The sequence below is a fragment of the Stenotrophomonas sp. ZAC14D1_NAIMI4_1 genome, from assembly GCF_003086775.1.
Lineage (GTDB): Bacteria > Pseudomonadota > Gammaproteobacteria > Xanthomonadales > Xanthomonadaceae > Stenotrophomonas.
Genome location: NZ_CP026001.1, coordinates 573238 through 584322, shown reverse-complemented (window position 1 = coordinate 584322; position 11085 = coordinate 573238). Strand labels below are relative to the sequence as shown.

11 protein-coding genes are annotated in these 11085 nt (G+C 65.0%); 7 read left to right on the top strand and 4 right to left on the bottom strand.

The window, feature by feature from the left end; all coding sequences use genetic code 11:
• The 4 genes from C1927_RS02585 to tssJ form a co-directional block, all read right to left on the bottom strand.
• A partial coding sequence (locus C1927_RS02585) for a type VI secretion system Vgr family protein (protein WP_159095286.1) occupies nt 1–1066 on the bottom strand: 1066 nt, incomplete at its 3' end.
• 10 nt (nt 1067–1076) lie between these two features.
• Entirely contained in the window at nt 1077–1871 is a 795-nt protein-coding gene (gene icmH / locus C1927_RS02580) for a type IVB secretion system protein IcmH/DotU (RefSeq protein ID WP_174208688.1), read from the bottom strand.
• The gene (tssK, locus tag C1927_RS02575; RefSeq protein WP_079222226.1) at nt 1868–3202 is read right to left on the bottom strand and encodes a type VI secretion system baseplate subunit TssK; all 1335 of its coding nucleotides are present in this window, start codon (nt 3200–3202) and stop codon (nt 1868–1870) included. Before tssK ends, icmH begins: the two co-directional genes overlap by 4 nt.
• A gap of 214 nt (nt 3203–3416) precedes the next feature.
• Entirely contained in the window at nt 3417–4040 is a 624-nt protein-coding gene (tssJ, locus tag C1927_RS02570; RefSeq protein WP_079222225.1) for a type VI secretion system lipoprotein TssJ, read from the bottom strand.
• A gap of 252 nt (nt 4041–4292) precedes the next feature.
• Between tssJ and C1927_RS02565 the strand changes: the two genes are divergently transcribed.
• The 7 genes from C1927_RS02565 to tssG all read left to right on the top strand — a co-directional run bounded on the left by C1927_RS02565 (nt 4293) and on the right by tssG (nt 11072).
• Nucleotides 4293–4898, top strand: coding sequence for a tetratricopeptide repeat protein (locus tag C1927_RS02565; RefSeq protein WP_237772072.1), 606 nt, complete (start codon nt 4293–4295; stop codon nt 4896–4898).
• Nucleotides 4899–4928: 30 nt separating this feature from the next.
• Entirely contained in the window at nt 4929–5429 is a 501-nt protein-coding gene (tssB, locus tag C1927_RS02560; protein WP_079222224.1) for a type VI secretion system contractile sheath small subunit, read from the top strand.
• A gap of 3 nt (nt 5430–5432) precedes the next feature.
• On the top strand, nt 5433–6923 hold the full coding sequence (gene tssC, locus C1927_RS02555) for a type VI secretion system contractile sheath large subunit (RefSeq protein ID WP_079222223.1): 1491 nt from the start codon (nt 5433–5435) through the stop codon (nt 6921–6923).
• 146 nt (nt 6924–7069) lie between these two features.
• Nucleotides 7070–7567: a type VI secretion system tube protein Hcp gene (locus tag C1927_RS02550; protein WP_079222222.1), complete on the top strand. Its 498-nt coding sequence runs from the start codon at nt 7070–7072 to the stop codon at nt 7565–7567.
• Nucleotides 7568–7693: 126 nt separating this feature from the next.
• Entirely contained in the window at nt 7694–8182 is a 489-nt protein-coding gene (gene tssE, locus C1927_RS02545) for a type VI secretion system baseplate subunit TssE (protein ID WP_079222221.1), read from the top strand.
• On the top strand, nt 8182–10017 hold the full coding sequence (gene tssF, locus C1927_RS02540) for a type VI secretion system baseplate subunit TssF (protein WP_108745858.1): 1836 nt from the start codon (nt 8182–8184) through the stop codon (nt 10015–10017). Before tssE ends, tssF begins: the two co-directional genes overlap by 1 nt.
• Complete coding sequence (gene tssG, locus C1927_RS02535) at nt 9981–11072, top strand: type VI secretion system baseplate subunit TssG (RefSeq protein ID WP_079222219.1); 1092 nt, start codon at nt 9981–9983, stop codon at nt 11070–11072. Before tssF ends, tssG begins: the two co-directional genes overlap by 37 nt.
• Nucleotides 11073–11085: the final 13 nt, after the last annotated feature.

The window sequence follows — 11085 nt, the reverse complement described above, 5'->3', positions numbered from 1 at the left end:
CACCGCGTTCCAGCGCGGTGTTGCCCAGCAGTTCGGCGATGCCCTGGTCCAGGTTGTTCACCGCCACGTGCTGCACGGCCAGCAGCTGGAAGCTCTGGCCGGCATGCTGCGGGTGCTGGGACAGGGCAAAGGTGGCGCCTGCACCGAGCTGGCGCTCGCTTCCGCTGCCGCTGTAGAGCACCTGGCCCACGCGTAACGCATCCAACCGCGCCTGCGCCTCGGCGTTGGCCCAGCCGGGCTGGGCGAAACGGCCGGCGCGTGGCTGCACGTAGACCTCCAGTGCGGGCAGGGTGCCGGCATCGGCGCTGGACTGCGCGGCGACGGCGTTGACCTGCTCGCTGTGCCAGCTGGCCACGGTGCTGGCGTTGGGCACCAGTTGCTGGCGCTCGGCGAAGGCGGTGATGCCGTCGCTGGCCTCGGCCATGTCGGCACGGTGGAAGCGGAACGTGCCGCTGTCCGGCAGCTCCGCGCCCGGCTCGAACACCACCAGGGTGTGTGCGGCCTCATCGCCCTGCGCCTGCTCGATGCGCCAGGCCAGGCCGGCTTCGGCCAGCAGCCGGGTGACGAAGGCCCAGTCGGTTTCGCGGTACTGGGTGGTGATCGCTCGCACAGGCAGTTCGGCCTGCACGTCGAAGCGGAACACCGCCTGCGGGTAGTCGCCGAAGATCTGCTCGCAGATGGCGCGGGTGTCCTGGTCCTGGAAGATCACCGCATTGCGGCGCAGGCGCAGCAGGGCGGTCCAGGGTTCGAGGACCAGGCGGTAGCGGGCCAGGCCGCCATCGCTGCCCAGCTGCGCCGCTTCGGTGCACAGGCCATGCCACTGCCGCAGCGCGCCGTCGGCCTGGCGCAGCTGCAGGGCCAGCGGCTGTTCCAGCCAGGGCGCGAGGTCGAGGAAAGCGTCAGTCGCCAGGCAGTCGATCTGCAGGCGGTTGTCGCCACAGACCGATTCGGTGCCCTCGAAGCGCTCGACCACCAGGCCCTGTTCGGGGCCCTGCAGCTGGATCAGGCGTTCGCGGTGCGACAGCGAGGCGAGGGATGCAAGCAGGGAGGAGCTTGGGATGTCCATATCATCAGGCTCATGGCAGGGTAATCGTGATGTGGGCGGTGCGCTCGGGCATCTGCACCACGTCGTTGTAGGCGGCCAGCTGCTGGCGCGTCTCGTGGCCCAGGTAGGTGCGCACGCCGAAGAAGGCAACGATGCCGAAGCAGCCCACCACCACCGCCGGCAGCCACAACGGCACCACGCGGCGCAGGCTGTGGCGCACGTTGTCCGGCGGCAGCGCGTGCGGTGCGAAGCCGTGGCGCTTGCCCTTCAGGTAGACGATTTCATCGCCCAGTCGCGCGGTCAGGTAGCCCAGCTTCTCGGTGCCTTCGAGGCGGTACTTGCCCTCGAAACCCATCAGCAGGCAGTAGTGGTAGACCTCCAGCGACGGCAGGCGCGCGGCGCCCTGGCGGCGCAGCTCTTCCAGGCGATCGAAGAAGTGCTCGCCGGCCAGGTGCTCGCCGAACATGCGCAGCTGCAGCGGGTTGCGCTCCCAGGTCTCGTGCAGCTGCGACGGCTGCGACAGGATCGCCTCGTCCACGGCGGCACAGAAGGCGTACTTGGCCGCATAGACATCCTCCGAGGCCACGCCCAGGCGCATCGCATTGCGTTCCACGCCATCAAGGAACTTCTGCACGGTCTGCACGAAGCCTTCGGCATCGTTCGGCAGCTGGCCGCGCTTGAGCAGCAGCAGCAGGTAGAAGCCGTCGGACATCAGGTCCTGCAGGCTCTGCGGGTTGGCGGCCTGCGGCGTGGGGTTGGCCATCGCGCCGTTGGCGGTCAGCGAAGGCATCGGGCCCGGGGTCGGGGGCAGGGGGGAATTCATCATGAGGTCACCGCCACAAGTTCCATCTTCAGTTCGGCAATGCCGGCCGGCACGTAGATCATCAGCGACTGCGACTTGAGCATGCGCTCATACAGTGCGCCGCGTGCATCCAGCTCGAAGTAGTGGCTGCCCGGGCGCACCGGAATCGCCGCGGGCACCTGCGCCGCGTGGACCAGCTTCACGCCCGGCAGCGCGGACAGCACGCACTTCTCCACGTCGTCCGGCGCACCGACCTTGAAGCGGACCGGGACGCTCTGGATCAGTTCCTGCGCCGGCATCGATGCCGACACGGACAGGTAGAACGAGGCCTCGCCGTCGATGCGCTGCGAGTCCAGCCGGCCCAGGTGGTAGGACGGCTTGACCTCGTTGAGCGCGATCTTGAAGTAGCGCGTCGAGATCACCGTATCCAGCAGGGCACGCACGATCTCCAGCAGCTTGCGGAACGACGCTTCCGGCTGGTCGTGGCGGTACACCGGCAGGTCGCTGAGCTGGTAGGCGTTGGAGAAGGTCAGCAGTGCGCCCGCCATGCGCAGCAGCTCCTGGTGCAGGCGCTCGGGATGCAGCTGCGGATGGTGCAGCAGGTGGGCCAGCGCACTGAAGGAACTGTTGATGGTGTGCAGCAGCCAGAACGAGGCGATGTCGCCCGAGCGGAACTCGATGATGTTCTGCGACGTCTGCCGGTGCAGGCCATAAAGCGCATCCACCTTCGCCTGCAGTGCATCGAGCACCGCCCGCAGTTCGCGGTGCAGGAACGGCGAAGCCTGCAGCTGCGCGGAGGGCGGAATGAACTCGTCATCCAGCTCGAAGCCGCCACTGGACGTGCGCCGCACGCGCGCCACCGCGACGGTGCTGTACGCATCGCGCGGCTGGTCGTCGGTAAGCAGCTTCACGGCCTTGCTCAGGTACGACAGCTCGGCCTCGACCGCGTCGGTGAACAGGTCCTGTGTGTCCCGGTTGGCCTGGCGGTACCGCGCCAGCACCGTGCCTTCGGCGTCAGCGCAGTTGGCGCCATCGTCACGCAGCAGGGGCAGCGCCAGATAGACCACGGTGCTCTGGATGCCGGGCGGCAGCTCATGCAGCGACACCGCGTCGGGCAGGCTGTCGTGGGCGGGGGCGTCGTAGGTTTCGCCATCGGGGAACACCGCCGACAGGTCCAGCGGACGCAGGGTGCCACCGGACAGGGCGTGTGGATCGAAACGTACGCGACGCGCGCCCCATGCATACGGGTGCAGCGTCTGGGAAAGGTCCTGCAGTCGCGCCTCGTGGTACGCATCCTGGCGCTGGAAATGCTGGGGGCGCAGGAACAGTCCTTCACCCCAGAGAACCTTCGACATCCTGCTTACATAAGCCACGTTCAATCCTTGGAAATAGCTTGAAAAAAAAGCCCGCGCCAGCGGCGCCGCCGTTATCGTGCGGCAGGATGACAGCTGCCCGGCGCTTCAATGTGAAAGTGTGAATCACTCCACATATTTACTTGTTCGAGGCCTGGCCTCGCGTGGCAGATACTATCCCATCGTGGAATTCGAGTGCCAGAATTCTGGCAGCCATTCACTTTGCCCCCGCGCAGCGGATGGATGCGAGGCTGCCGGGATCGCCGGAGATCCGCGTCAACAGGGCCTTGCTGTCACTGGTCAACGCGCAGGCATGCACGCCGATGGTGACGCCGTCCTGGGGAAGCGTCTTGCCCTTGGTGTCGAAGGCCAGCCGCCAGCGGTTCTCGGCCGGGGCCCGGAACAGCGCCACCACGCCGAGGACTGCACTTCCTTCACTCAACTGCTCGGACAATTCCTGCCGCGCCCCGGGGGTCAGCACCACTTCATTGACCGAAAGCAGGTCCGCGCCCAGTGCGGCCTGTTCGCCGGCCTGGTCGAGGAAGGCATTGAAGGGGGCCTGTTCGAAGCGGTGAAGGCTGCGCAGGTGGTAGATCTTCACGACCGCTGCGGAGGCGCGCTTGTCGTTTCCGGCATTGAGGTTGGTGCCGGCGTACAGGCGCAGGGGGATGACGGGTGGGGCTTCTGGCTTGTCCTCGCGGATGCCAACGACCTGCAGGGTCTTGTCCATCGCCTTGCCCAGCTTGCTGTCAGAGGCGCAACCGGAAAGGGAAGAGGAGATTATCAGCGTCAAAAACGTGACGGATATCACGCGTTGAAATGAGAGGGGCTGCACATTCATGTGGTTGGATGGGCTCTGATGGTGGGTTCAAAGTCACGCAAACAGCGTGTTTTCCTCGCGAATATCACATCGGCATGTGAAGAATGTGTCCAGCAAATCCGCCATATTCTTGACGAAATTCACTATACCGATGCGTATTCGCGAATGTACACTTCCGGCGAATGGGGCAGGAATCCCGTGCGTTGTACCCGCGGAGATTCGGCTTCCTTCAGGAATTAATTTCGACGAGGGATCACTATGGAAGTGAAGGCAATGGGGAAGGCTGTGTACCGGCCGATGTTCGCGCTGATGTTGTTGTCGGGCCTTGCAGCCTGCTCCTCGTCGCCGAAGAAGGCAGAAGTCGTTCCGTTCGAGACGACGCTGAGCAACGCTGAGGCGCAGGTGACCGTGGGTGGCGCCGATGCGGCGATCACCGCGTTCGAGGAAGCCGCCAAGGCTGACCCGACCCGCAAGGAACCGTGGGTGCGCATCGCGCAGCTGCAGTTCGACCAGGGGCAGTACGCGCGTGCCATCGTGGCAGCCGAAGAAGTCCTGCAGCGCGACCCGGAAGATCTGGTTGCCGATGGCGTGATCACCGTTGCGGGCTTCCGCGTTGCCAACCAGTCGCTGACGCGCCTGCAGGGCCGTGGTGCACTGGCATCGGATACCGCCCGCAAGGAAGCGCAGACGCTGGCCAACACCCTGCGCACCACGATGGGTGACGCGATCCTCGCCGACCCGACGCCCAAGCCCAAGCCCCGCGCCCGCACCCGCACGACGCGTTCGGCCGCGCCGGCTGCAAGTCAGCCCGCCGCCCAGCCGGCCAAGCCCGCTGCCCGTTCGAACAACTCCGATCCGTTCCAGAACATCGGCAACTGATCCGGAACCGGCCCCAGTCAGGAGACACACATGGCCAAGAAGGAAAGCATCCAGAAGCGGCTGCAGAAGATCCGCCCGCCGCGCGTCCAGCTCACCTACGACGTCGAGAAGGGTGACGCGATCGAGCAGAAGGAACTGCCGTTCGTAGTCGGCGTGATGGGCGACTTCAGCGGCAATCCGGAACAGCCGCTGCCCAAGGTCAAGGATCGCAAGTTCGTCAACGTTGACCTGGACAACTTCGATGAAGTGATGGAAGGCGTCGCGCCGCGCGCGGTCTACCGCGTGCCGAACAAGATCAGCAACGAGGGCGGCGAATTCGGTGTCGAGCTGAAGTTCAACTCCATCGATGATTTCCGTCCCGAGTCCGTCGTGCAGCAGATCGAACCGCTGCGCCGCCTGCTCGAATCGCGTACCAAGCTGGCCGATCTGCGCAACAAGCTGGCTGGCAACGAGAAGCTGGAAGATCTGCTGACCGATGTGCTCAACAACACCGAGCAGCTGAAGCAGCTCGGCGCGACCAAGGAGGACTGATCGATGTCAGCCGAAGCCAGCCAACTGGCCACCCAGGCCACCGAACTGGAAGACGTCGGTCTTCTTGACCAGATCGTCGAGAAGAGCAAGGTCGCCAAGTCGCAGACCGAGCACGACCGCGCCAAGGACATCATCGCCGCCCTGGCGAAGGAAGTCCTGGACGGCACCGTCGTGGTCTCCGACAACCTCAACCTGACGCTCGACGCGCGCATCGCCGAGATCGACCGGATCATCTCCGAGCAGCTCAGCGCGGTCATGCACGCCGAGTCCTTCCAGAAGCTGGAAGGCAGCTGGCGTGGCCTGCACTACCTGTGCCAGCAGACCTCCACCGGCCCGAACATGAAGATCAAGGTCTTCAATTCGCCGCAGAAGGACCTGGTGAAGGACTTCAAGTCCGCCATCGACTTCGACCAGAGCGCGCTGTTCAAGAAGGTCTACGAAGAAGAGTTCGGCACCTTCGGTGGTGCGCCGTTCGGGGCGCTGATCGGTGACTACTTCCTCGGCCGCCAGCCGGAGGACATGTACTTCATCGAGCAGATGTCGCACGTCGCCGCTGCCGCGCACGCACCGTTCATCTCCGCCGCCAGTGAAGGCATGTTCGGCCTGGAGACCTTCACCGATCTGGGCAAGCCTCGCGATCTGGCCAAGGTGTTCGACACGGTCGAGTACGCGAAGTGGAAGTCGTTCCGCGAGAGCGAGGACAGCCGCTACGTCGGCCTGACCATGCCGCGCTTCCTGGGCCGCCTGCCGTACAACCCGAAGGATGGCACCACGGTCGAGGGCTTCAACTTCGTCGAAGAGATCGAAGCCGCCGACCACAGCAAGTTCCTGTGGTGCAACACCGCCTACGCCATGGGCGCGCGCCTGACCCAGGCGTTCGAGAGCTTTGGCTGGTGTGCGGCCATCCGTGGCGTGGAAGGTGGTGGCCTGGTCGAAGACCTGCCGACCCATACCTTCCGTACCGACGACGGTGAAGTGGCGCTGAAGTGCCCCACCGAAGTGGCCATCACCGACCGTCGTGAAAAAGAACTCAGTGACCTCGGCTTCATGCCGCTGGTGCACTGCAAGAACACCGACTACGCCGCGTTCTTCGGCGCCCAGTCGGCACAGAAGCCGAAGAAGTACAACACCGATTCGGCCAATGCCAACGCGATCCTGTCTGCCCAGCTGCAGTACATCTTCGCGGTCTCGCGTATCGCCCATTACCTCAAGGCGATGATGCGCGAGAAGATCGGCAGCTTCGCTTCGGCGGGGAACGTCGAGGAATTCCTGAACCGTTGGATCGCCCAGTACGTGCTGCTGGACGACAACGCCTCCCAGGAAGCCAAGGCCCAGTTCCCGCTCCGCGAGGCATCTGTGCAGGTTTCGGAGGTGCCGGGCAAGCCCGGTGTCTACCGCGCGGTGGCCTTCATCAGGCCGCATTTCCAGCTCGATGAGCTGTCTGTCTCGTTGCGTCTGGTCGCCGAACTGCCGGCGTCCGCGAAGAAGTCGTAACGATTTGCAGTACCTGAAGCGTCCAGGGGAGTTCACCCCCCGGATTGCAGTGACGCTTATTTCAAGAGGGCGTAGCCCCCCTTAACCGCCAGGCCCCCGCCTGGCACACCAAATCTCACGGAAGAACGGAATTTAGGAGACCAGATATGCAACACGCTTTCCTCTCGATTGACACCATCAAGGGCGAGTCGCACGACGACAAGCACAAGGACTGGATTGAAATCCAGTCGTTCTCGCAGGACCTGCTGCAGCCGCGTTCGGCCACCGCGTCGACCTCCGGCGGCACCACCGCAGCCCGCGTGAACCTGTCCCCGATCGAAATCACCAAGTCGATCGACCTCGCCTCCACGGCCCTGAACCAGGCCGCTTCCAACGGCACCACCTTCCCGAAGGCGCAGATCCAGTTCATGCGCGCCGACAAGGACGGCAACGCGATCAATTACTACATGGTCGAGCTGCTGAACGTGCTGGTCCACCGCGTCACCACCACGGTGGACAAGGAAGGCATGCCGCAGGAAGTTGTTCAGTTGAGCTTCGGCGCCATCAAGTGGACTTACCAGCAGCAGAAGCCGGAAGGCGGAGTTGGTGGCAAGACCGTGGCACAGTGGAGCGCAACCAAGAACATCCCGAACTACACCGTTTGATGTTGTGTCGCTGCGATGGCGCCTTGTGCGCCATCGCAGTCTGATCGTCAGGTGAGGCCAGGAACGGCCTCGCCTTTGCTGCACCGCTGCCGCCCGCACGGATGCCGAACCTGAGTGGATCGTCCAATGAAGGGACTCGAACCCAGCCTGCTGGAAAAACTGTTCGACGACGCGCCGAAGCAACCGGCCGGCGGGCCTGTATTCAAGTCCGTTTCGCTCGAGCAGTACAAGGAATCCATTGCCCGCGACCTGGAGGGGCTGCTGAATTCACGCGCCGCGTTCCAGGAAGGGGACATGAAGGAATTTCCCAATTGCCGTCAATCGTTGCTGACCTACGGTCTGGCGGATTTCTCGGCGATGAGCCTGGCCAATGCGTACGATCGCGCTGCGATCTGCCGTTCACTGGAGCAGGCCGTGGCGCGCCATGAGCGGCGCCTGCGCAATGTCAATGTCCATCTGGATGCAGGCAACCAGTTTGCAGGTGGCCTGCACTTCACCATCCATGCATTGCTCGACCTGGAGCCGGCCCGCGAGCCGGTCAGCTTCGACGCGATGCTGCAGCCTTCGACCCTGCAGTACCAGGTCAGCCGCGCACGTCGTACGCAGGCCGCCTGATGCAGGATCTGCTGCCTTACTACGAGCGTGAGCTGGGCTACCTGCGCCGCTATGGGCGGGAGTTTGCCGAGCGCTATCCGAAGATTGCCGGGCGCCTGCAGTTGTCTGCCGACGGCAGCCAGGATCCGCACGTCGAGCGCCTGATCGAAGCCTTCGCACTGCTGACCGCACGCGTCTCCAAGCGCATCGAGGATGACTATCCCGAATTCACCGATGCGCTGCTTGACGTGCTGTACCCGCATTACCTGCGGCCGTTCCCGTCCTGTTCCATCGCCTGCTTCGACATGGAAGGGGTGGCGTCCAAGTTGAGCGCCCCGGTACGGGTGCCGCGCGGCACCGCCCTGCAGAGCCGCCCGGTTCGCGGCGTGCCCTGCGATTTCCGCACCGCCTATGACGTCGTGCTCGCGCCGATCGGCGTGCAGCAGGTGGTCTACCGCAGCGTGGCCGATGCGCCGATGGCGACGACCCTGCCGGCCGGTACCGGCGGGCAGATTTCCCTTGGTTTCCAGCTGCTGTCCGACCAGCTGGGCTTCCACCAGCTGGGCACCGATCACCTCCGCCTGTTCCTCGATGGTGAGCCGTCGGTGCGCGCTGCCTTGCGCGACGCACTGATGCTGGGTGTGAAGGCGGCCTACGTCGAGTCCGACGGCGATGGCCGCTGGCGCCGCCTGGATACCGTGCCGCTCAGCCCGGTCGGCTTCGCCGACGACGAGGCGCTGATCGATTTCCCGGCGCGATCGCATCCGGCCTATCGCCTGTTGACCGAACTGTTCGCCTATCCGGAGAAGTTCGGCTTCGTCGACCTGCACCTGCCTGCACTCATCGCCAGCGCGAGCCGCCGCTTCACCCTGCACCTGGTGCTCAACGCGCAGGGGCAGGACCGCAACGGAACGATGGTGCTGGAGGAGCTGGGGCCGCACAACCTGCGCCTGGGCTGCACGCCCATCGTGAACCTGTTCAAGACCAGCGGGGAGCCGATCCGGGTCACCCATCGCACGGTCAACTATCCGGTGCTGGCCGATGCGCGTCGCGCGTTCGCCTATGAGGTGCATTCGATCGATTCGGTACACCGCATCCGGCAGACCCCGCAGGGCGAGCTGATCCAGGCGTTCCGCCCGTTCTATTCGCTGCAGCACGGTGAAGATCCCGAGCGCACCGGCCAGTACTGGGTGGCGCGCCGTGACGAGGACGTCGCGCGGCAGAGCCCGGGCTTCGAGACGGAAATCAGCTTCGTCGACCTGGCGTTCAACCCGGTGTTGCCGCAGACCGATACCGTCAGCCTGGAACTGACCTGCAGCAATCGTGACCTGCCCAACCAGCTCGCCTTCGGCGTGGCCGGCGGCGACCTGAACATCGAGGGCGGCAGCCCGGCCAAGGCGATCAGCCTGCTGCGCAAGCCGACCAAGCCGCTGCGCTTCCGCCATGGCCGCAATGCCCAGTGGCGCCTTATCTCCCATCTTTCCCTGAACCAGCTTTCGCTGACGGCCAGTGGCCTGCCCGCGCTGAAGGAGATGCTGCGCCTGTACGACCTGTCGGGCAGCAACGTCTCGGCGCGCCAGATCGACGGCATCCTCGAACTGGAACAGACCCCGGTCACCACCTGGATGCATGGCCGCCAGTTCGCCTCGGTGGTCCGTGGCCTGGAGATCCGGTTGACCCTCAATGAAGCCCATTTCGTGGGTACCGGTGTGGCCGCCTTCGCCCAGGTGATGGACCACTTCTTTGCACTGTACGTGCATGCCAACAGCTTTACTCGACTGGTGCTGGTGTCCAGCGACAGCGGGGAGGAGATCGTCCGATGCCCAGCGCGCAGCGGCGAATCGATCCTGGCGTAGCCCAGCAGCTGCTCGCCGAGCCCCACCGCTTCCAGTTCTTCCAGGCGGTCCGGGTCCTCGAGCAGGTGTTCCAGCGGCAGGGCGTCAAGCCCGGCCAGGCCGTGCCCATGCGGGTGCGCTTCCGCAATTCGCTCTCGCTGGGTTTCCCGGCCACCGAGCTCTCGGCCGAGGGCGAGGTCTATTCGCTGCAGGGCGACCGGCTGCAGGGGCAGGAGGCGATCGAGGAGGCACTGCACGGCGAGACGCTCGCCGAAGTGCACCTGACCCCGCAGTTCATGGGCCTGCTCGGTACCGCTGGCGCGTTGCCGCTGCACTACACCGAAACCCTGCAGCTGCGCGAGCTGTACCAGCGCGATCGCACGGCACGTGCCTTCCTGGACATCTTCTCCAGCCGCGCGGTGTCGCTGCACTATGCCGCCTGGAAGAAGCATCGCCTGGCCGTGCAGTACGAACTGGACCGGCGCGAGCGTTTCCTGCCGCTGGTGCTGTCGCTGCTCGGCATGGGCATGAGCGAGCTGCGCGATCGCCTGCACGAGGGCAAGGGCGACATCTTTGACGAAGCGGTGGCCTACTACGCCGGTGCGGTGCGCCAGCGGCCGGTGTCGGCAGCGCTGATGCAACGCGTGCTTTCGGACTACTTCAAGGTGCCCCTGCACGTGGAGCAGTTCGTCGGCGCGTGGTACCGGGTGCCGGCGGGGCAGGCAACCCGCCTGGGCCAGGCCAACGCCGTACTTGGCGCCAGCGCGCTGGCCGGCGACCGGGTCTGGCAGCGCGACCTGCGCCTGCGCCTGCGCATCGGCCCGCTGCGCCGCGATCAGTTCGATGATTTCCTGCCCGGCGGCAGTGCTGCCGAAGCATTGGCCAAATGGCTGTCGCTGTTGACTGGCGGCATTCTTGAATACGAAGTACGGCTGGTGCTGCGTGCCGAGGATGTGCAGGGCAGCGCACTCGGCAGTGGCGGTGGCGCCCGCCTTGGCTGGGACAGCTACCTCTGCACCCAGCCGCAGGTGACTTCGCGTGAGGACACCACCTATGGCATCCACACGCTGCAATGACAACCTGCCGGTG

What these genes read in the sequence shown, in the direction of transcription:
- icmH (WP_174208688.1), bottom strand. Translation starts at nt 1,871, where the DNA reads ATGATGAATTCCCCCCTGCCCCCGACCCCGGGCCCGATGCCTTCGCTG.
- tssK (WP_079222226.1), bottom strand. Translation starts at nt 3,202, where the DNA reads ATGTCGAAGGTTCTCTGGGGTGAAGGACTGTTCCTGCGCCCCCAGCAT.
- tssJ (WP_079222225.1), bottom strand. Translation starts at nt 4,040, where the DNA reads ATGAATGTGCAGCCCCTCTCATTTCAACGCGTGATATCCGTCACGTTT.
- C1927_RS02565 (WP_237772072.1), top strand. Translation starts at nt 4,293, where the DNA reads ATGGGGAAGGCTGTGTACCGGCCGATGTTCGCGCTGATGTTGTTGTCG.
- tssB (WP_079222224.1), top strand. Translation starts at nt 4,929, where the DNA reads ATGGCCAAGAAGGAAAGCATCCAGAAGCGGCTGCAGAAGATCCGCCCG.
- tssC (WP_079222223.1), top strand. Translation starts at nt 5,433, where the DNA reads ATGTCAGCCGAAGCCAGCCAACTGGCCACCCAGGCCACCGAACTGGAA.
- C1927_RS02550 (WP_079222222.1), top strand. Translation starts at nt 7,070, where the DNA reads ATGCAACACGCTTTCCTCTCGATTGACACCATCAAGGGCGAGTCGCAC.
- tssE (WP_079222221.1), top strand. Translation starts at nt 7,694, where the DNA reads ATGAAGGGACTCGAACCCAGCCTGCTGGAAAAACTGTTCGACGACGCG.
- tssF (WP_108745858.1), top strand. Translation starts at nt 8,182, where the DNA reads ATGCAGGATCTGCTGCCTTACTACGAGCGTGAGCTGGGCTACCTGCGC.
- tssG (WP_079222219.1), top strand. Translation starts at nt 9,981, where the DNA reads ATGCCCAGCGCGCAGCGGCGAATCGATCCTGGCGTAGCCCAGCAGCTG.